Annotated in this window: 17 protein-coding genes; 13 read left to right on the top strand and 4 right to left on the bottom strand. The window is 66.4% G+C overall.

The window, feature by feature from the left end; all coding sequences use genetic code 11:
* The first annotated feature begins 30 nt into the window (after positions 1-30).
* The 8 genes from IPK85_00170 to IPK85_00135 all read left to right on the top strand — a co-directional run bounded on the left by IPK85_00170 (position 31) and on the right by IPK85_00135 (position 9,077).
* Positions 31-1,194 carry a hypothetical protein gene (locus tag IPK85_00170; GenBank protein ID MBK8245822.1) on the top strand — a complete coding sequence of 388 codons (1,164 nt, stop codon included), beginning with the start codon at positions 31-33 and terminating at the stop codon, positions 1,192-1,194.
* Positions 1,191-4,397 (top strand): type I restriction endonuclease subunit R, encoded by a 3,207-nt coding sequence (locus IPK85_00165; protein ID MBK8245821.1) that lies wholly within the window; start codon positions 1,191-1,193, stop codon positions 4,395-4,397. Before IPK85_00170 ends, IPK85_00165 begins: the two co-directional genes overlap by 4 nt.
* Before the next feature lie 24 nt (positions 4,398-4,421).
* Complete coding sequence (locus IPK85_00160; GenBank protein ID MBK8245820.1) at positions 4,422-5,120, top strand: M48 family metallopeptidase; 699 nt, start codon at positions 4,422-4,424, stop codon at positions 5,118-5,120.
* 232 nt (positions 5,121-5,352) lie between these two features.
* A complete protein-coding gene (locus IPK85_00155; GenBank protein MBK8245819.1) occupies positions 5,353-6,684 on the top strand; it encodes a hypothetical protein in 1,332 nt (443 codons plus the stop codon).
* Positions 6,685-6,757: 73 nt separating this feature from the next.
* Positions 6,758-7,051 (top strand): type II toxin-antitoxin system prevent-host-death family antitoxin, encoded by a 294-nt coding sequence (locus IPK85_00150; protein MBK8245818.1) that lies wholly within the window; start codon positions 6,758-6,760, stop codon positions 7,049-7,051.
* On the top strand, positions 7,048-7,464 hold the full coding sequence (locus tag IPK85_00145; GenBank protein ID MBK8245817.1) for a type II toxin-antitoxin system VapC family toxin: 417 nt from the start codon (positions 7,048-7,050) through the stop codon (positions 7,462-7,464). Before IPK85_00150 ends, IPK85_00145 begins: the two co-directional genes overlap by 4 nt.
* Before the next feature lie 61 nt (positions 7,465-7,525).
* Positions 7,526-8,521 carry an ATP-dependent DNA helicase RecQ gene (locus IPK85_00140; protein MBK8245816.1) on the top strand — a complete coding sequence of 332 codons (996 nt, stop codon included), beginning with the start codon at positions 7,526-7,528 and terminating at the stop codon, positions 8,519-8,521.
* Entirely contained in the window at positions 8,481-9,077 is a 597-nt protein-coding gene (locus IPK85_00135; GenBank protein MBK8245815.1) for an HRDC domain-containing protein, read from the top strand. The genes IPK85_00140 and IPK85_00135 overlap by 41 nt, the downstream gene beginning before the upstream one ends.
* On the opposite strand, the gene IPK85_00130 is transcribed toward IPK85_00135, so the two are convergent.
* Positions 9,078-9,572: a DinB family protein gene (locus IPK85_00130; GenBank protein MBK8245814.1), complete on the bottom strand. Its 495-nt coding sequence runs from the start codon at positions 9,570-9,572 to the stop codon at positions 9,078-9,080.
* Between the two features lie 142 nt (positions 9,573-9,714).
* Positions 9,715-10,167 carry a helix-turn-helix transcriptional regulator gene (locus IPK85_00125; protein ID MBK8245813.1) on the bottom strand — a complete coding sequence of 151 codons (453 nt, stop codon included), beginning with the start codon at positions 10,165-10,167 and terminating at the stop codon, positions 9,715-9,717.
* An 84-nt stretch (positions 10,168-10,251) separates the two neighbouring features.
* Here IPK85_00125 and IPK85_00120 point away from each other — a divergent pair, with 84 nt between their 5' ends.
* Together IPK85_00120 and IPK85_00115 are read left to right on the top strand one after the other, a co-directional pair.
* On the top strand, positions 10,252-10,659 hold the full coding sequence (locus IPK85_00120; protein ID MBK8245812.1) for a hypothetical protein: 408 nt from the start codon (positions 10,252-10,254) through the stop codon (positions 10,657-10,659).
* Positions 10,660-10,826: 167 nt separating this feature from the next.
* Positions 10,827-11,393 (top strand): DsrE family protein, encoded by a 567-nt coding sequence (locus tag IPK85_00115; protein MBK8245811.1) that lies wholly within the window; start codon positions 10,827-10,829, stop codon positions 11,391-11,393.
* 64 nt (positions 11,394-11,457) lie between these two features.
* On the opposite strand, the gene IPK85_00110 is transcribed toward IPK85_00115, so the two are convergent.
* A complete protein-coding gene (locus tag IPK85_00110; protein ID MBK8245810.1) occupies positions 11,458-13,008 on the bottom strand; it encodes an Ig-like domain-containing protein in 1,551 nt (516 codons plus the stop codon).
* Positions 13,005-14,741 carry a hypothetical protein gene (locus IPK85_00105; GenBank protein ID MBK8245809.1) on the bottom strand — a complete coding sequence of 579 codons (1,737 nt, stop codon included), beginning with the start codon at positions 14,739-14,741 and terminating at the stop codon, positions 13,005-13,007. The genes IPK85_00110 and IPK85_00105 overlap by 4 nt, the downstream gene beginning before the upstream one ends.
* Before the next feature lie 753 nt (positions 14,742-15,494).
* Here IPK85_00105 and IPK85_00100 point away from each other — a divergent pair.
* The 3 genes from IPK85_00100 to IPK85_00090 all read left to right on the top strand — a co-directional run bounded on the left by IPK85_00100 (position 15,495) and on the right by IPK85_00090 (position 17,834).
* On the top strand, positions 15,495-16,301 hold the full coding sequence (locus tag IPK85_00100) for a toll/interleukin-1 receptor domain-containing protein (protein MBK8245808.1): 807 nt from the start codon (positions 15,495-15,497) through the stop codon (positions 16,299-16,301).
* Positions 16,302-16,358: 57 nt separating this feature from the next.
* Positions 16,359-16,889 (top strand): hypothetical protein, encoded by a 531-nt coding sequence (locus IPK85_00095; GenBank protein MBK8245807.1) that lies wholly within the window; start codon positions 16,359-16,361, stop codon positions 16,887-16,889.
* A 249-nt stretch (positions 16,890-17,138) separates the two neighbouring features.
* Positions 17,139-17,834, top strand: a complete 696-nt coding sequence (locus IPK85_00090; protein MBK8245806.1) for a hypothetical protein — start codon at positions 17,139-17,141, stop codon at positions 17,832-17,834.
* The last annotated feature ends 1,946 nt before the right edge of the window (positions 17,835-19,780 follow it).

The raw sequence follows: 19,780 nt of genomic DNA, 5'->3' as shown, positions 1-19,780 counted from the left end.
CCGCGATATCCGATTCGACCGCTTTCCTCTGTGATTGAGTCATTCGAAGCTGGAGTCTCCGTCAATGCCGAGGATCGGCCAGCTGGCCGGGACGAACATGGGGTACTGAAGGTCAGCGCGATCAGCGCAGGCCAGTTCCTGCCTGAAGAGAACAAGGCGATCCTAGCATCGGAGCTGCCGCGTATGGGACCGTCCGTGCGAGCCGGCGATGTGCTCGTTTCGCGAGCCAACACACTGGACCTCGTCGGCCTCGCTGCACGCGCTCCCGCCACCTTTCCCCACCTGCACCTCCCTGACAAGATCTGGCGCGCTCGGCTGATTGTGGACGATGACGCAACTGCGCGCTGGCTTGTCCACGTGGTCAACGCACCGCATACCCGTGCCGCCATTCGCCGTCGTGCGACCGGAACAAGCGGGAGCATGAAGAACATTGGTCAACATGCATTCGTTGGCATCGCCGTGCCTACCCCGCCTGCGGAAGCTCGCGGCCGCATGGCGGACGTGCTCGATTCCCTAGCCCGGCAAGCGGATGTGACATCGCGCTTAGCGAAGGCAAGGCGTGCGTGGCGACGTGACCTGCTTTCTTCTGTCCTCCCGTCTGCCAGCGGACATAGGAGTTTTGCGGCTTCACCGTTTCAGCTCCGCGATCTACTTCACGAGTCCAGGCTCGTGGCGTCATCCGGTGCGACAGCCCGCAAATTGACCGTTCGGCTCTACGGGCGCGGAGTCTTGGCGAAAGCCGGTAGCCGCTCCGGCAGTCAGAGCACGCAGTACTATCGTCGCCGGGCCGGGCAGCTGATCTACAGCAAACTCGACTTCCTGAATGGCGCATTTGGCATCGTGCCGCCGGAACTTGATGGGTACGAGTCAACGCTCGACCTACCCGCCTTCGATGTGTCGCCCGAGATCAACCCTCGTTGGTTGCTGCACTTCCTCAGCTGGCCCGGCTTCTATCGAAAGCAGGTGCGACTCGCAAACGGCGGTCGAAAGGCGAGGCGAGTGAATCCTTCGGATCTCCTGCGAGTCGAGATTCACGTTCCGCCGCGACATGTTCAGGACAACATCGCGGCCTGCCTGGATGCCGTTGATTGCGAAATCGACATCCTGACCCGGCTTGCGGAAAGGATAGAGAAGTTCCGACGAGCAGTGATCGACAAGCTCCTCTCCGGCGAACTGGCCATCCCCGATCCATGACGGCCCCTTACCTCCCGACTCCGGAGTGGCGAGAAGACGAGGCGTCCCAAATCCCGGCGCTCCTCTTGCTCGTCAACCTCGGCTGGCAGTACCTGACCCCCGAGGAAGCACTTCGGGCGCGTGGCGGCCGCGCGTCTCGCGTCATCCTCACCGACGTGCTCACCAGGCAGCTCCGCATCCTGAATGCTATCCGCTTTAAGGGGAACGAGTATGCCTACTCCGACGCGAGTGTTCAGGAGGCTGTCCAAACCCTGGAGAATCGTGAGCCCGACACTGCCCTTCGCGTCAACGAGAGCGTCTACGACCTCCTCCGTCTTGGAAAGTCGGTTACGCAGTCGATCGACGGAGACCTGAAGAGTTTCACGATCCGCTACATCGATTGGGAGCATCCCGAACGCAACACGTTTCACGTGACCGAGGAGTACAGCGTCGAGTCGGGCGGCAGCACCGACACTCGCCGCCCGGACCTGGTCCTATTCGTCAACGGGATTCCACTCGGCGTCATCGAGTGCAAACACGCCGCACTACGGAGCGATCCGGTGAGGGAGGCGATCTCCCAGCAGATCCGGAACCAGCGCGACGAGTACATCCCTCGCCTCTTCTGGTACGCGCAACTCCTCCTCGCGAGCTGCCCCGATGCCGTGCGATACGGCACCGTCGGTACATCGCAGAAGTTCTGGGCATCGTGGAAGGAGCATCTCGATGAAACCGCCCTGCTCCAGCTGATCAATACCCATCCCGCCATGGACGTGGCCGAGGCGATCTTCGGGAACCGCTTCAGGCACGTCCGGCGCTACTTCGATGCGCTGCTGGCCCAGGGTCGAGGAGTCACCGAGCAGGATCGTGCCCTCTTTGCTCTGTGCCACCCAGACCGTCTGCTGGAGCTTGCACACCGCTTCGTCATCTTCGATGCCGGGGAGAAGAAGATCGCCCGGTATCAGCAGTACTTCACCGTGAAGGAAGTCCTCGATCGCATTCGGGACGTGGACGCCGAGGGCCGACGACGGGGCGGCGTGGTGTGGCATACGCAGGGGAGCGGGAAGTCGCTCACGATGGTCATGCTGGCAACGGCCATCGCAGAGTCGGCGCACATTCCCCAACGAAAGGTTCTGCTCGTCACCGACCGCGTGGACCTGGACGAACAGATCTGGGGGACCTTCCAGCATTGCGGCCTCGAGCCGATACGCGCGCGAACCGGGCGCCATCTCGCCGAGCTTCTCGAGAGCGCCAAGCACCCGGTGGTGACCACGGTCATTGACAAGTTCGAAGCGTCGACCAAGACGAAGCTTCGCCTCGAGTCCCGGGACATCTTCGTGCTGGTGGACGAAAGCCATCGCGGGCAGTACAACACGTTGCACACCAACATGCGGCGCGTGCTCCCCAACGCCTGCTTCATCGGGTTCACAGGCACCCCGGTAGCGAAGAAGGAGAAGAACACGGTCGAGAAATTCGGGGGCCTCATCCGCCCCGTCTATACGATCAATGATGCGGTCGCCGACGAGGCAGTGGTGCGCTTGCTCTACGAAGGTCGTGACGTCCCGCAGATCGTGGATCGCGACCAGATTGATCGTTGGTTCGACCGCATCACGGCCACCCTCACGCCGAATCAAGTCGCCGATCTCAAGCGCAAGTTCAGTTCGACCTCTCAACTCAACAAGGCGGAACAGAAGGTCGCCGCCATTGCCTGGGATGCGAGCGCCCACTTCCTCAGGAACGGTTGGAAGGGTGCCTTCAAGGGCCAGCTCGTGGCGCCGGACAAGGCGACCGCGATCCTGTACAAGAAGCACTTCGACGAGGCAGGGATGGTGAGTACCGAGGTCCTCATCTCCGCTCCCGACGACCGGGAGGGTGACGAGGACGTGCGCGAGGACAATCGGTCCGAGGTTGTGAAGTTCTGGCGCAGCATGGTCGGTCCCCTGGGTCGTTTCACTGACGAGAAGGACTACAACAAGCACCTCATCCAGCGTTTCAAGTACGGCGACGATCCCGACATTCTGATCGTCGTCGACAAGCTGCTCACGGGTTTCGACGCGCCCCGCAACACGGTGCTTTATCTGACGCGCAAGCTCAAGGAGCACACGTTGCTCCAGGCTATCGCGCGCGTGAATCGCGTGTACGAGGGCAAGGACTTCGGTTATGTAATCGACTACGCCGGAGTCCTTCACGGCCTCAACGAAGCCCTCGAATTGTACGGATCGCTCCCCGGCTTCGAGGCTCAGGATCTGGAGGGCACGCTGATCGACGTCGCTGCGGAGACCGGGCGCCTTCCGCAGCTCCACACCGACCTGTGGGCCGTCTTCGCCAGCGTGCGCAACCGGCGCGATCAAGAGGAGTACGAGCGCCTTCTCGCCGACGAGGCGGTGCGAGATGAGTTCTATCATGCACTCGCAGAATTTGCACGCACCGCGGCGGTCGCCTTCGGCAGCGCGCACTTCGTGGAGCACACGTCCGAGGACCGCGTCCGGAAGTATCGCGAGGACCTGCGGTACTTCGAGGCGTTACGTCGCGCCGTCAGGCGACGGTACGCCGAAGTCGTGGACTTCGGCGACTACGAACCCAGGATCCAGCGTCTGCTGGACCGGCACGTCGGGACCGGCGAGGTCGAGACGATCACGCCCCTCGTCGACATCTTCAATCGAGAGGCGTTCGCACGAGAGGTCGCGGCGGCCGGGTCGGTCTCCTCCAAGGCGGACCTCATTGCGCACCGTACCGCGAAGACGATCCGCGAGCGCATGGAGGACGACCCGGCGTTCTACTTGAAATTCTCCTCGCTCCTTGAGCAAACAATCGCCGAGTGGCGGGCCGGACGGATCTCGGACGCTGAGTACCTCGCACGTGTTCACGGCGTCGCGGATTCGGTGACCGAGCGACCGCAGGACGACCTCCCTCCGGCCGTGCGATACGATCCAGTGAAGACCGCATACTACGGTCTCGTGCGCGAACGACTGGCCAAGTACGAGGCCGATCCGACCAGGCTGGAGCAGCTCGGCGCCGACACAGCGGTTTCCATCGACGACATCATCGACAGCCGACGCGTCGTGAACTGGGTGGACAACCCGGACGTCCAGAATCGCATGAAGACAGAGATCGAGGACGAACTCTTCGAGCTCAGAGACCGACACGGCCTCACCATGTCGCTGGACGACATGGACGCCCTCCTCGATGACGTTCTGAACGTGGCTCGGCGACGGAAACCTGCGTGACCGTCCAACGCCTCGGCGCTTCCCATGGGCAGCCGCTCCTTTTCGTACGATCTGATCCAGGAGAATCGCCGCGACCTCGTGATCACGGTGTTCCCGGACTGCCGTGTCGAGGTACGTGCCCCGGCCTCCCGACCGCTCGAACGGGTGACCGCGCGCGTACATGCAAGGAGGTCATGGATTGCTCGCCAATTGAAGACGTTCGAGGACTGCGCGCCGATGCCGCCTCATCGGTTCGCGCAGGCCGAGAGTTGTTGGTATCTGGGGCGGCAGTATCGCCTTCGCATCGAACGCACCGGGCGCGGAGTGGCTATTCGATCGGGGCGACTTGTCGTGCGGGTATCCCGGGGAGCTGGCACAGCGGCGGTCCGCCTTGCGGTCCTTGCCTGGTACGGCCAGCGCGCACGTGCCGTCTTCCTGAAGCGGATGGCGCAGCTGCAGAGCGCCATCGCCATGCTCACGAAGCTGGACGTACAGCTAAGAGTTCGGCGAATGAAACGGCGATGGGGAAGCTGCACCGCACAGGGGACCATCACGATCAACCCTGAGCTGCTTCAGACTCCGGCGTCGTGCATTGATTACGTGCTCGTGCACGAGATGCTCCACCTCATCGAGCCCCATCATTCCCCCCGCTTTTATCGACTGCTCAGCCGCGCGATGCCGGACTGGGAGCAGAGACGCAGCCGACTGGCGAGCGCCGCACATCGCTCATGGAGCCTGTCTTGATGGGCGTCAGGGGCATTGCAGCACCTTAGGATCGAGGCGAGACGTGCCAGCCGTGTTTCAGCCCCCCGGGTGGGTGATGCGAGCGCACCGCTGAGGGGAGCCGTATTGCCCCGGCTCGCTGCGTCCGTGGGCTTCCGTTGACCCCTCCTGCGTGGCGCCCATGTGCGCGTGACCGGCGGTCCCGCTCCGGCGTCCGGGATGGATGCATCGAATCGAGCGGGGTTTCCAACGCATGCTGCTGCTCCCGGCCCTGGTCGTCGCGGGGGCGTGTGGTGACGGCTACCCGGAGGGGTGGGCATCGATGCCCGGCACGGTGGCCGCCCTGACCGGTGGCGCCTGCCCCGAGATCTCGGGGACGTGGCGGGTCGACTTCGCCCGCGAGTTCGTCCAGTCGAGTCTCGGACGGTCCATCGGGCGCCGGCGACCCCGCTTCAACTGGGAGACGATCACCGTCGAGGGAGAGGCTGACGACTCCCTGGTGATCACGACGCGCCGGAGCGATTCGCTGATCGCCGCGCAACGGGCCTGGTCCCGCGAGCACGGGGACCCGGGCGAGTACGAGGCGGGCAAGCTGCGGCACGCCGCGGTCCGGTGGCGGGAGGGGAGCTTCTTCGCGATGACCGACGAGGAGTACGCGGCGAACCTCGCGCAGCTCTCCCTCACCCCCGTGCGTCGCTACGTCTTGAGCCGTGGCAGGGACTACGAGTGCGATGCAGGGCGCGTGGTGAGCGAGCGATTCCTCGAGGGGTGGTACCGCGACGGCGACGGGAATCCCCGGGACACGGTGATCGGCGAGGTTCGCATGGCGAGCAACCGCGCGGGCGACCTGGTGTTCGAGGCCCGGTATCGCGAGGCCGTGAAGCTCGGGTTGTGGGCGGAGACCAATGCCGGCATCCCGTTAGGCACCTGGACGATGCATCAGTGGTCGCGCCTGGCCCCCGCGGCCCCGGCAGTGGCGACCCCCGAGCCGCGGCCGTGGGCAGGACCGTTCGCAGCGGAGTACCCGATCGGGCGTGAAGGGGATGGGATGGTCTCCACTTGGTCACCCGGCGAGATCGCTGGGATCGTGCGCCCCCTGGTCGCAACCGGCGCGGAGTTGGGCGACGTGTCACGCGTGGGGCGTGCGTTTCGCCTGTCCCTGATGGCCACATCCACCGATCCGTTTGCGCGCACCCTGGCCGCGTGGCGGCGCTCCCAGCAATTCAGCACCATCCAAGTGGCGCGCCTCGACGGTGAGCCCGGGAACTGGCAGATGGAGGTGCGGGTCTATGCGACCGCTCGCCCTTCCACCATGTCCGCCTCCACGCTTGCCTCGCGCGTCGCGAACCTGCTCGGGAGCCGTGTGCGGGTAGACTCGGTACGTGAACAGCACGGCGGCGCGTCGCTCTACCTGGTCTGCACGGGTCGCGGCGCGTGGGTGGAGTCGATTGCCGTGCTCAATCGGTCGAAGGAGCTCCGGCTCGCCTCCTACATGTTCGACCGGCTCGACCCGGGCGACGTGTCGCGCGGCTGGGTGCACGTGGCGGAGCGGATGGAGCTCTACACGGGGTCGTCACCGCGGTAGGGTTTACCCATTGGCAGGCGCTTTCACCGCTCCCCGTTATTGACGGGAGCCCGAAGATGACTATTATAGTCATATGATAACGACCACTTCGATCTCCGAGCTGAAGGCGCGCCTGAGCGCGTTCCTCGACATCGTGCGACAGGGGAACGAAGTGCTCGTCACCGACCGCGGGCGCCTTATCGCGCGTCTGGCCCCCGTCACCGGCGACCAGCACGAGGAGAGCCGCCGAGACCTTCTATTGAAGACCGGACGTCTCCGGGCACCGACGGCCTCGCTCCCGAAGGATTTCTGGACCCGACGCCGACCGGAGGATCCCGACGGCCAGTCGCTCAAGGCCCTCTTGGACGAACGGGAGTCTGGCTGGTGAGGTTCTGGGATTCCTCCGCAATCGTACCCCTGCTGCTCCGACAACCTCGCACCGAACAGGCGCGCCGCCTGTTCGAAGAGGACGCCGAGCCGGTCGTGTGGTGGGGGTCGATGGTCGAGTGCGGGTCGGCCATCGCGAGGCTGCACCGCGAAGGGGTCCTTGATCGCGCCCAGGAAATCGAGGCACGGTCGCTGCTCGACTCCCTCCGGCAAAGCTGGTTCGAGATTCAACCCGCGGATGGCGTGCGCGACCAGGCGCTGCGGCTTCTTCGCCTCCATCCGCTCCGTGCCGCCGATGCGCTGCAGCTGGCCGCCGCGCTGGAATGGGCAGGATCGCCGCGCGAAGCGGCCTTCATCACCTTCGACGAACGCCTCCGTGACGCCGCTCAGCGCGAAGGATTTGTGACGCCGTAGAAAAGGAACCGACTATACTGGTCGATTCACTCGTCAGGCGCACCCGGATCGTTCGCACCACGTGACCGCTGCCCCGCCCCTCACCCCCGAGTCCGTCCTCCGCGACGTCTTCGGCTACGACGCCTTCCGCCCCGGCCAGCGCGAAGTCATCGACGCCGTGCTCGCCGGGCGCGACTGCATCGCCCTCATGCCCACGGGGGCGGGCAAGTCCCTGACCTACCAGCTCCCCGCACGGCTCCTCGGCGGCACCGTGCTCGTGATCTCGCCGCTCATCTCCCTCATGAAGGACCAGGTGGATGCGGTAGCCGGACTCGGCTACAAGGTCACCACCATCAACTCCACCATCGACGCCGCGGAACGCCGCGAACGACTCGCCGCCTTCCGCGACGGCGCCTTCGAACTGGTCTACCTGGCCCCCGAGGCCCTCGACGGATACCTCGGCGAGTTTGTCCAAGGATGCCCGATCTCGCTGCTCGTCGTTGACGAGGCCCACTGCATCAGCCAGTGGGGACATGACTTTCGCCCATCATATCGACGGCTGCAGGGCCTCAAGGAACAGCTCGACGTCCCCGTGCTCGCCCTCACCGCCACGGCCACGCGCACCGTGGCCAAGGACATCCTGCGGCAACTCGGCATGCAGAAGCCGGCCGGGTTCAAGGGATCCTTCCTGCGCCCCAACCTACGGATTGCGGTCCGCAAGAAGGGCCAGGGCGGCAACACGCGCCGCGAGCTGCTGACCCTGGTCCAGTCACACGAAGGGGAGAGCGGCATCGTGTACTGCCAGAGCCGCAAGGGCGTTGAGCAGACCGCCGCCTTCCTCGTGCAACACGGCGTGCGTGCGCGTGCCTATCACGCCGGACTCGACCCCGAGGAACGTGCCCAGAACCAGGACGCCTTCCAGCGCGACGACATTGACGTGGTTGTTGCGACGGTGGCCTTCGGCATGGGGATCGACAAGTCGAACGTGCGCTTCGTCATCCACCGCGACATGCCGAAGGACATCGAGTCCCGGCATTGTGGAGATCGGGCGCGCGGGACGCGACGGACTCGCGAGTGACTGCGTGTTGTTCTACTCGTGGGCGGACGTCAAGCAACACGAGCGATTCCTCGACCGCCTCGACGATGACGTGCTGCGCAAGCGCACGCGCGCCGCAACGGTGGCGCTATTTGATCTCGTGGAGCAGGCGCGGTGCCGCCACCAGGCGCTGGTCGCCCACTTCGACGAGACCATCGAGCCCTGCGGAAGCTCCTGCGACCACTGCACGGGTGAGTCGATCGAGGAACGGCTGTCGCAGGTTGCCACGAAGGAACGCATTCGGCAGCCGGGCTGGTCGAAATCTGCCGGGGGGCGCGCGGCGCGCGGACCAAGTGATGCGCTGGATCTGGATGCGGACGAGCGATTGTTGTTTGATCACTTGCGCGCGCTACGGCGCGAGCTGGCCGACCGCGCAAGTGTGCCGGCGTACATCGTCTTCGGCGATCGCGTCCTGCTGGAGATGGTCGCGCGCCGCCCGAGGAGCTCCAGTGAGATGCTGCAGGTTCCCGGGGTTGGCCAAGCGAAGTTGGAGCGGTACGGCGCCGAGTTCCTCGAGGTCATCGCGAAACACAGCTGATCAGCGGCGCCGCCACACATCCCACGTGATTGGGCCCGTCTCGTCATCGGACAGCGGGGTCCCCGCGACCTTCAAGGCCAGTTTGATCTGTCCATGGTGGTATGCCTCATGGAAGATCAGGAACTGGATCAACTGCGCTGGATGGGCAAAGGACCGATCCAGGCTACGCCCCTCCCCCATCCGGGTCACCACCGCGGTTCGCACACGCTCGGCGCTATGGTCAAGCAGCGCATGGAGGTCTTCGGGATCCGCCGGTGTTCCCCACTCCTCTGCCGGACGTGATCCGGCATGCTCCGGAGCGTTCTCTTCCACGGAGACGAGGCGTTCATGGCATAGATGGGTGAACATCTGGCCGACTGTGGGGCTTGTGGGGGTAGCACGGGCCGTGTGCCCCGCGACCGGGAGGGCGCGCAGCAGGTTGTGCAGGACGACGTTGTTTCGCTCCCAGCCGTCCAGGAGGGCGGCGAGCAAGGAATTCATGTCGGCGTTTACCATCCGCGTGCACCTGTGGCCGTGAAGCCAAGGCGTGCCTTACGATCGCGAGCGCTCGTTCGATTCACCAAGCCAGCCCTGCTGAATTGTCCCAGCGTCCGTGGACCGCCATCGCACGTCATCAGCCACCTGCTATGTGGGGAGTTCATGTCGCCGACGGGTCCTCGCCCCGACTGGCGCTGATAGCCTGACCGGTCAGGCGCGCGCGAACCTCGCGCACGAACGCATCCCGATCGCGCTTCATCGCCCGCACCGTCGCTGGCGGCGCATCCGTCTCCTCGTGCCGCGCGGACCAGATCACCATCTCCACCAACATCGGCGCGAGGTCGATCCCACGAGGCGTGAGCGCGTAAATCGCCCGGCGACCGTCGTCCGGATCGGGGCGCCGAGTGATGATCCCGGCGGCTTCGAGCCGCTTCAGTCGCTCGGCCAGGATGTTCGTCGCGATCCCCTCCCCCGCCTGCTGGAACCCGGAGAACGTGCGGATCCCCTTGAACATCAGGTCCCGCACGATCAGCAGGGACCACGGATCCCCCAGCAGCTCCAATGCGATACTGATGGGGCAACCGGAACGACGGGATCGGGCAGTGCGTGTCATGCCCGAACGGAATCCTCTTGCGTGATGCAAGTCAACGTGTACTTTCGCTTGCGCGTTGCAAGTGACCTTCCCGCCCAGCTGCCCATGCCCCGCGCCTTCTGGTTCGCCGTCGCTGCGTACCTCGTGCCGACTTTCCCGCTCGGCTACTTCTGGCACCTCAAGACCTTCAAGTCGGCCTACGACCGGCTCGAACTGTATCGGGACGCGGTCGTCATCCCGCTCGGGCTCACCTCGATGTTGATCCAGGCGTTGGCCTTTGCCTGGCTGTATCCCCGCCTCTTCAGCACCGCACCCGATCGCTGGCTCCGGGAGGGCCTGACCTTTGGCGCGCTCGCCGGGGTTGTCGCCTGGTCGTTCACCACGCTGCCGGTTGCCGCGAAGTACCGCATGGCCTCGGTGGGTGGATTCATCCAGCTGGAGACCGCCTTCACGATCGCCCAGTTCGCCATCACCGGCCCGCTCATTGCACTGGCCTGGCGCGGGCAGGGGTGAGGCGCAGCCGCCGCATGTCGAGGGCGTTCCGTACGGCGTGACCGTCCCAGGCTCCCGGACCCAGGGAGCTCCCGCGCCTCCGTTCCACCTTAATGTGCGCTGCGCCCTTGACGAAGTGCCACATGACAGTCGATGCTCCACGCAACACTGCCTCGGGAAGAGACATCATGTTGCGATTGCATCGCGCCTCCGCCGTCATTCTGCTTTCCCTCGTGGCGGCCGCGGCCGGCGCCCAACCGCGCCCACGGGCCATCCCCGGCATGACGCCGTCCGGTCCGGTGGTCCAGAGCACCGGCCAGACCGTGAAGGTGGATAACGCCACCTTCGTCATCCCGGACGGACACGTCTTCAAGGCGCTCTACGAGATCAACGAAGGCGACACCACCGCCTCCAACCAGCAGCTGACCACGATCGCCCGGTACCTCAACCTGCACGCGCGCCACGGCATCCCGAAGGAGCGGGTGCACGCCGCCGCGGTGTTCCACGGGAGTGGCTGGATGGCCATCCTCTCCGACTCCGCCTACGGCGCCCGGTTTGGCGGCAAGCCAAACCCCAGCAAGCGCCTCGTCGAAGAACTGCTGGCCAACAACGTGCAGCTGGTGCTGTGTGGGCAGACGGCCGGCTTTCGCGGGGTGAAACGCGAGGAGCTGCTCCCCGGCGTACAGCTGGCCATCTCGGCGATGACCGCGTTCAATGTCTTCCAGGCGCAGGGGTACCAGTTCAATCCCTGGTAGGCGTGCCGCCGTGCACGAACGCGACCCCGGCACACGAGCCCGGGGTCGCGCCCGTTTCCAACCGCTAGTGCACGACGACCGTCCCGTCCATCCCCGCGTGCAGCGTGCAGGTGTACTGGAACGACCCGGCCGTACCAAAGGTCCGACTGACGGTCTGGTTTGAGCTGTTCCCGATGCTCGCGGGCACCCCGGTCCCACTCTGGAACGTCACGTTGTGCGCGAGTGCGGCAAACACCCACGACACCGTCCCGCCCACGGCAATGTCCACCGAGTTGGGATTGAACTGGGAATCCGCACCGGCTTGCACCGTTGCGGTCGAGGGAAATGCCGGCGCTGACACCGTCACGGCCGCCGTCGCCACCTTCGTCGCGTCGGCCTGGGCCGCCGCCGTGATCGTGGCAGCGCCAGCGGCGACCGCCGTCACCTTCCCCGTCTGGTCCACGGTGGCGATCGCTGCATTCGACGTACTCCACGTGACCTGCTTCGACGCGTTGTTCCCCACCGTGACCGTTGCCGTCAGCTGCCCCTGATTGCCCACCTGAAGGGTGAGCGATGCCGGCCCCACCGAGACCGACAACACGCTGGCTGCGGCGTCCACCCGGATGCTGGCCGACGCGCTCTTCGTGGTGTCGAAGGTGGAACGTGCGGTGATTGTCGCGGTGCCCGGTGCAACGGCCGTCACCTGACCAGTCGCATTCACGGTCGCGATCGCGTTCGCGCTGCTGCTCCAGCTGACCGTAGTCGGCGCCCCACCGCTGGCCGACACCGTCGCCGTCAGCTGCGCGCTGGTACCCACGATCAAGGCGGGTTCCGGCGACGACACGGTCACCGACTGTACACTCGGCGGCGGAGTCACCGTCAGCGCGACCGAACCGGACCGCGCGGTGTTGAACGTTGAGGTGGCGGTGATCGTCACACTCCCTGGCGCCACGGCCGTGACCACGCCGGTCGTCGACACGGTGGCGACGCCCGCGTTGGACGATTCCCAGGTCACCGTCGTCGGCGCGCCGCCCGCAGCCGAGACGGTCGCGGTGAGGGCTAGGGTCGTCCCGACCACGAGGGTATTCGAGGGCGCGGTCACCGTGACGGACGCGACGGTCGGCGGCGGCGGCGTGACCGTCACCTGGCCGGTCGCCGATTTGGTGGGGTCAAACGTTGAGGTAGCGGTGATCGTTGCGGATCCGACGGCAACTCCAGTCACGACGCCCGTGATGCTGACCGACGCCACGGTGGGCGCGGACGAGGTCCAGGTCACCGTCGTCGCGGCACCACCCACGGCGGTCACGTTCGCCGTGAGGGCCACGGTCGCCCCAACGGCTACCGATGCAGTGCCGGGGGTGACAGCCACGGCAGAGACCGCGGGTCGCGGATTTACCGTGATGTTGGCCGAGGCCGACTTGGTCGCATCGACCGTGCTGGTCGCGGTAATGGTTGCTGTCCCGACGGCGACCCCGGCCACCTGGCCCGAGGCCGAGACGGTGGCGACGGCCGTGGCCGAAGAAGCCCAGGAGACCGTCGTCGCTGCGCCATTGGTGACGGAGACGTTGGCGGACAGCTGCGATTGCTCGCCGACCGCGATGGTGACGGTCGCCGGGGTAACCGACACCGACGTCACGCGAGGGGTGGTATCCGGGGTGGCCCGGACGAGTCGCCGCCACCGCAGGCGGCGAGGATGGCGATGGCGGCTGACCGAACGGTCAGGAGGCCACGAGTCCGACGAGAGAGGCGCATTGGACCACCGATGGGGAGGGAACGGCCGTACCCGGGTTTCGGGTGGTGGCCGGACGTGGAGCGGGTCCATTCAAGGTGCGCTCCCCGGTCGCAACCGGTGCCGCTCACGCGGCGAAGGGCGCTCGCGACGCGGCGAAGGGCCCCCTGGAACGCGACCGAGGCTGACCTCAGCGCAGGAGGCGCTCTACCGCAGTGTAGGCATCTCCGACGGTCGGCTAGGGACAGTGGAATCGTCGGCTGGATCCCCTGCCCGCGCATCCCACGCGCGGGCAACTCGGCGTGGGCGGCGATCGTCGGGTACCCGAGCGCCCAGCGCCGATCCCCGGTCCCCAGCCCGACGATCGAGACACTCTGGTAGTCGAGCGCCCCCGCGGTTGGTTCACCGATCACGACGGCGCGGGTGCTCCGGAGCGCACGCAACACCAGGACCTCCGCGGCGCTCACCGTCCCGCCGTCAACGAGGACCGCGACCTTCCAACCGCCCGCGTGCGATGGCTCCTGCACCGGCCGCGCCGGTGTTTCCTCCAGGGGTACCAGGGTCCCTGGACGTGCTTCCAGGCGCGAGACGAGGCTGCGCACGAACGCGCTCGTGTCCGGCCCGAACGCCCGGCGCGCATAGGCCACCTGCGCGGGGCTCGACCACATGACCGGGGCGCCACTGTCGTAGGGCGTCGGCCGTGTGTCTGCTGTCGTGATGTAGGGATGCAGGGCCCGCGACATCATCGATCCGCCGCCTTCATTGCCTCGCAGGTCAACGATCAGGAGAGGACGGGCGCGAATGGCGGTGTCGGCGGCACGAAGCGCGCGATCCAACGCGAAGGCATGGCGTGGATCGTGCGACGGCAACGACACCACGACGGAGCGCTCGCGCACGACCACCCGTGGGCGGTGGACGTCGGTGGTGTCGAGATACCCGCTGTCTGTCGCTGCAATGGGAAAGCGCTTGCCCCACATCCCCGGCGAGAGACGCAGTACGGTGCCGCGATGGATTCTCGCGACAAGTTCGAGCCTCGCGAAGCCCCGCGTGAGCAACCTGGCGTCGTAGCCGCCATCGGATCGTCGAATGAACAGCGCGCGTTCGTCCCCGGCATCCCAGCTGGCAGTATCCGCCTTGGTGAGGACGGCCACGAAATGGGAACGCGTCTCCGGCGAGGCACGCACCACGGCGAGTTCGGTCGAGCCGTCGTACCAGATCCCCTCGATCGGGTCGAGGTCGCCACGCCGCTCGACCCACTCACGACGCAGCGCGTCGACGTCGACCTCCCGGCGCAGCACGGCCGCACGATTTGCGGCTCGCTCGGCGGTGTCCGGCGCCTGGTTCTGGAAGACGAACAGGTGCGGGTCCCCAAACCATGCGGTGTATTCGGTCAGGAGCGGGAAGCAGCCATCGAGCGCCTGTTGCCGGCTGGCGCCGGACAGCCGCGCACGCATCGCGTCATACGCAGCGCGCCGCGGGCCACGGACCTCCAGGTGGAACCCCGCATAGTTCTGTCTGAGCTTCGCATCGAGCGAATCCAGCGTGAGCGCACAGGTCGAGGCCTGGGCCGACGGTGCCGGTGCGACCAGTGCAACGACGGTTGTCGCGGCAATGCAGAAGCGGTGCAAGACGTGTCGCATGGGAAGACCAGGGAGTCCGGCCCGGGCCTGTCGGCAACCGGTGTTTCCTTGGACGCCCGTCGACGCCAACGGGTTGCTCCGCGCGGCGCTCCTCGCTCGCCTTCCCTGGCCCGCAGCGGCGGACGATCACCGTGGCTGCTCCACGCTCGAGAGTTCGCCGGAACCGCATCCGTGGGGTCGACCTGCTCCTCCCGCCCCGCCCCACCACGTGGTAACGTCTCGCGGCCATGAGTGACCCCCTCGGCGCCTGGGACGAGTTCGACCTCCTGATTGGCCGGATCCGGTCCGGCAATGTCGTACCCGTCGTTGGCGCCGAACTCCTCACGGTCACCGACGCCGACGGTCGCGCGATCCACCTGCATGACTGGATCGGACGCGAACTCGCCGGGCCCCTGGGACTGGGGGCTTCGCCCGCGCGAACGGGCTTCTCCCTCAACGACCTCACCGAGGCCTTCCTCCGCCTCCCGGACAAGCGTCGCGTTCAGCTCTACCGTCGGGTGCACCAGGCCCTGTCCGGTGCCCACTTCACCCCGCCGCGCGCGCTGCAACAACTCGCCGAGATCAGCGACTTTCCGCTGATCCTCTCCACCACCTTCGACGACCTGCTGTTCCAGGCCGTGCGAAACGCGCCACACCCGCTCGCGTCGGGAGCGCGTCAGCTCGCCTTTTCGCCGCGCTCAGGCCAACGACCTCGACCCGTCCCGGCGGCGAACGACACAGCAGTCGCCGCTGGTGTATCACCTGTTCGGGCGGATGAGCGTGGAGCCCGACTATGCGATCTGCGACGAGGACGTCCTGGAGTTCCTCGTCGCGATGCACGCCGATCACCAGAGCCCACGGCGCCTCTTCGACGTGGTGCGCGGCAGCAACCTGCTGTTCATCGGTTGTGACTTCCCGGACTGGCTCTCCCGCTTCTTCCTGCGCACGCTCAAGCGGACGCGCCTCTCGGCCGAACGGGACCAGATGGAGGTCGTCGCCGACACGGTGGTCATCGCCGACGCGCGCCTCGCCAGCTTTTTGCAGCGCTTCAGCTACCAGACCTACGTGTACCCAGGGGACGGCGCGGCCTTTGTCGACGCGTTGCACCAACGCTGGCTCGCCTCGGCACCAGCGCCCGCCCCGGTCCCGATGGCGCCAGCCACGCCCGAGCGGCCGACCCGCCCCCTGGGGCGGGCCACCGGGTGCGTCTTCATATCGTATGCAGCGGAAGACCGGGCGGCGGCCGTCCGGATGCGCGACGTCCTGGTAGACAGCGGGATCGACGTGTGGATGGACACCCAACGACTGGATGCCGGGGCTGCCTACGACCGGGTCATCGAGGACGCGATCCGCGAGTGCGTGTTGTTTGTCCCGATCATCTCACGCGCCACCGAGGCGCGCGATGAAGGGTACTTCCGGCGCGAATGGCGCCTCGCCGATGAACCACCCCACCGACTCGGCAACCGGCGCCGGTTCATCGTGCCGGTCACGATCGATGGCGTCGCGGCCAGCGCGTCGGATACGCCCGCAAGCTTCCGCGAACTGACGTGGGGCAAGGCGCCCGGCGGCGCACCAGGGTGAACTCGTACTCGCTGACATTCGCGAGGCTTACCGCGCCATGCGTCGCGCCGAGTCCGCATGAAGACCGGCGAATACGGCAAGGTGCCCATTGATCCCGAGCGACCGTGGCCGGGACTGCTCTCATTTCCCGAGGCGGCGGCGCGGCTGTTTCATGGGCGCTCGGTGGAAGTCGCCGAGCTGCTGCGACTGGTCGAGAGTGAACCGATTGCCTTCCTGTACGGCAAGAGCGGCTTGAGCAAGACATCCCTCTTGCAAGCGGGACTGTTCCCGCAGTTGCGCGAGCGGGATCGACTCCCGGTCTATGTTCGCCTGAGCCATGCGGAGGGCGCCCCATCCGCGACGGCGCAGATCTTCGCGGCAATCACCGCAGCCCCAGAACCGCCGCCATTGATGGCCCTCGTCCAGCGAGCGCGGACACGCTGTGGGGGTATTTGCACCGACGCGACGTGGAGTGGTGGAGTGCTCGCAACCATCCGCTCCGGCTGGTGCTGGTCATTGACCAGTTCGAAGAGATCTTCACTCTCGGACAATCAAGCGCCTCGCTCCGCACGCGTTCGCTCGAGACGATCGAGGTGCTGCGGGGGCTGACCACCGCCCGACCGGGCGCGACCCAACGGGCGGCATTCGAGGCACGTCCCGAGCAGGTGAAGCGTTCGACTACGACGCGTCGCGGTATGCCGTCCTGTTCTCCTTTCGCGAGGACTTTCTTCCGCAGTTTGACCAACTGCGCGAGAAGCTGCGCATCAACCCGCACAACCGGTTGATGTTGGAGCGCTTGTCGGGGGTCGGTGCCTGCGAGTCCGTCCGGGGACGGGCGGGCACCTCGTCGATGCCCCGATGGCGGAAGCGATCGTGCGCTTTGTCGCGGGCGACACCGGAGACCCGCCGCGGGGGCTGGAGCAGCTGGACGTCGAGCCTTGGCTCCTATCGCTCGTGTGCGAGCAGCTCAACGAACGTCGGCTACTGCAACGCCCGGTACCCGCGCGAATCGCCGGTGACCTGCTCACGGGATCACGCGACGAGATCCTCTCGCAGTACTACCAGAGATGCATTGGTGAGTTTGACCCACGCGTCTCGGCATTCCTCGAGGACCGGCTGCTGACGGAAGGCGGGTTCCGCACCCCGTTCCCGTACGCCGAGGCAGTCCGCCTGGACGGGATCAGGCCCGCGATCGTTGACCAGTTGGTCGATGCGCGCCTCGTGCGGCGGGAGGAACACTTGGGATCGCAGCGCCTTGAGGTCACGCACAATGTTCTTGGTCCGGTGATGCTCCGCTACCGGGAGCAGCTTGGCAAGAACGCACGCGGTGGCGCGCCTGCGCACGCTGTCGGAACGGCAGCGCGCCGCGGTGGGACGACGGCGTTCCGGCCTGATGGTCGTGCTGGCGACCGTGATCGTGACGGTGGTCTCGGCCTTTGCGTGGCTCCGCCGACGCGAGGCGGCGAACGCCCGGCTCCCTGGCGCAGTGGGGGCAGGAGACGCAACAGCATGCCTACGAGGGGATGTTGCAGCTGGTACGCCAGCGGCCGTTGAGCCCCTCGGTGCGCGAGGCCGTGCGTGGGCTGCGGGCGTCCACCCGCGACCTGCGTCGCACCTTCCGTGCGACGTGCGCCTGCTCGCTCACGAGGTCCAGTTCACGTACCTCCTCGCCCGCGCAATGGCCGATAGTGGCATTTCCCGCGCGTCGGCCGATACGGTGTTGTTGCTGGCGGATTCCCTCGTGCGCATCCCCTAGGGTCGATGCCGAGCCCGGCGTCGCGGAGTTTGCCTATCTGCCTGGCGTCGATCACCGCTCGGGAGACGGGAACCCCGGTCAGGCCAACATCTTTTTGCAGCACCGGGCCGCCTTGGTGGATGCGCGCACGATCGCCGACTTCAATCGCGAGCAGGCTGCGGCGGCGGCGATTGAGTTGTCCTATTTTCAGCGCGACCCCGCGACCTGGTAGGAACACTGGAACGGGCGATGCACGGCTTTTCCCGACTTGGGGAGTCGTCGCCGGACCGTGCGATCCTCGACAGTCCACAAGGGCGACCAGTGCGCTCACTTCACCACGGTGCGCCAGCTGCCGGGCGCCTCAGAAGCCACCGTCGGGCCCTGCACGGGCTGGTCGTCAGCAGCTATCAGCTCAAGGGTGGACGACGGTCACGTGGCACTCGCGCGCGGCAGCACCAGCGCGCGACTTCGGACACGACTGGCGTCTGACCCCGGAAACACTCGGCTATTGGTCGCTGCTCGCCGGAAAGTTCGAGGAGTCGCTGCGGCAATCGACTTACGCATTGCAGGTCGATCCCACGGCCAACTGGATCGAGCAGAACCGGCACCACGCGATGAATTTTCTCGGTCGCTACGTTGGAGTGGACCCGTTGGTGCCGTCAGTGGTACAACGCGACGTTGACCATCAGGCCGGCAGTTATCGGGACGCGGCGCTGTCGGATTTACCGGGCGTTTCGCGAGCACGTCTGACGCACCAGATTGCTGGCCCGATACGCCGCGCTCTTCGAGGCGCGACCACGATGAGACGAATCGGAGGCTCCTGGAAAATAGCGAACCGTCTGGTTTTTGCCGATGGTGAGCGCGCAATTGGCCCGGTTACGTGCAGGACGCCTTGCTCGCGGCCGCGCGTCGTCTAGAGCTGACCGCCAGCGTGTGCTGGACCCCAGCCGTTGATGAGTGGCTGGCCGCGCGCGGCGGCGTTTCGTGGCTCTTTGGCGCGAGCATGACGCCGCCCTTGCGCCTGCGGATGTGGACAAGTCGAGGGCTGGCCGTCCCTCCGCCCTCAAGGCACCATCTTCGCGCGGTCGCGGCCAGCATCCCCGGTCAAGCGGTTGGGGCTCGTGCCGGCTGCGCCGTGGCATCGCGCGTTGGCACGCGGCGATCGACCTCATGGTGTTGTTCGTGCTGACACTCGCCATCGGCGGGACCTTTCTCTGGGCGCTGCAACGTGCGGGGCTCAGCAGAGTCGAACAGTCGGACCTTTGCACTGACCGCGTTTGTGCTGTTGTTGCTTATCCTGTGGCGACCGGGTCGTACTGGGGAGCATCGTTAGGTAAGCGGCTCCTGAAGTGCCGCGTGGTGGATGCCTTTGGCGAGACCCGTTCGCCACGCGCATCGTCATCCGCTCGCTGGTGCGCAGCGTGGGCGTGCTCGGGCTGCTGGTGGCGGCCATGAGTGTGGCCAATGGCGGGATCCGGAACGCGGATGAAGTGTGGAGTCGCCGCGACCGTGCCGCTGCCCGCGTTCTCCGGCGAGCTCGCTGTGGCTCCGCGACCGGCGGGGCGTTGCACGGCTTCGCCGGAGGTACGCCAAGGTCGTGCGTCGGTAGCCCCGTTGGGGCTCCGGCGGTTCATGGCGTAGAGGACCGACCACTCGCCCACTTCCTCGGCCATGTCGCCACTGTTTCTGTCTGGCGCAGGACCTCCGCCACCAAGACCAGGGATCGCTGTCCGGATGCGCGGTGGCCAAGGTCATCCGTTCGTTG

The sequence above is a fragment of the Gemmatimonadota bacterium genome (assembly GCA_016712265.1).
Classification (GTDB): domain Bacteria; phylum Gemmatimonadota; class Gemmatimonadetes; order Gemmatimonadales; family Gemmatimonadaceae; genus RBC101.
Note: the sequence above shows the minus strand (reverse complement) of the source record. Positions and strands in the feature narration are given on the sequence as shown.

Bases quoted from the DNA above. Each gene is read 5' to 3' on its own strand.
- IPK85_00125 (MBK8245813.1), bottom strand. From the start codon at position 10,167: ATGACACGCACTGCCCGATCCCGTCGTTCCGGTTGCCCCATCAGTATC.
- IPK85_00100 (MBK8245808.1), top strand. From the start codon at position 15,495: ATGAGCGTGGAGCCCGACTATGCGATCTGCGACGAGGACGTCCTGGAG.
- IPK85_00090 (MBK8245806.1), top strand. From the start codon at position 17,139: ATGGCGGAAGCGATCGTGCGCTTTGTCGCGGGCGACACCGGAGACCCG.
- IPK85_00165 (MBK8245821.1), top strand. From the start codon at position 1,191: ATGACGGCCCCTTACCTCCCGACTCCGGAGTGGCGAGAAGACGAGGCG.
- IPK85_00155 (MBK8245819.1), top strand. From the start codon at position 5,353: ATGCTGCTGCTCCCGGCCCTGGTCGTCGCGGGGGCGTGTGGTGACGGC.
- IPK85_00160 (MBK8245820.1), top strand. From the start codon at position 4,422: ATGGGCAGCCGCTCCTTTTCGTACGATCTGATCCAGGAGAATCGCCGC.
- IPK85_00115 (MBK8245811.1), top strand. From the start codon at position 10,827: ATGTTGCGATTGCATCGCGCCTCCGCCGTCATTCTGCTTTCCCTCGTG.
- IPK85_00150 (MBK8245818.1), top strand. From the start codon at position 6,758: ATGATAACGACCACTTCGATCTCCGAGCTGAAGGCGCGCCTGAGCGCG.
- IPK85_00130 (MBK8245814.1), bottom strand. From the start codon at position 9,572: ATGGTAAACGCCGACATGAATTCCTTGCTCGCCGCCCTCCTGGACGGC.
- IPK85_00105 (MBK8245809.1), bottom strand. From the start codon at position 14,741: ATGCGACACGTCTTGCACCGCTTCTGCATTGCCGCGACAACCGTCGTT.
- IPK85_00120 (MBK8245812.1), top strand. From the start codon at position 10,252: ATGCCCCGCGCCTTCTGGTTCGCCGTCGCTGCGTACCTCGTGCCGACT.
- IPK85_00095 (MBK8245807.1), top strand. From the start codon at position 16,359: ATGAAGACCGGCGAATACGGCAAGGTGCCCATTGATCCCGAGCGACCG.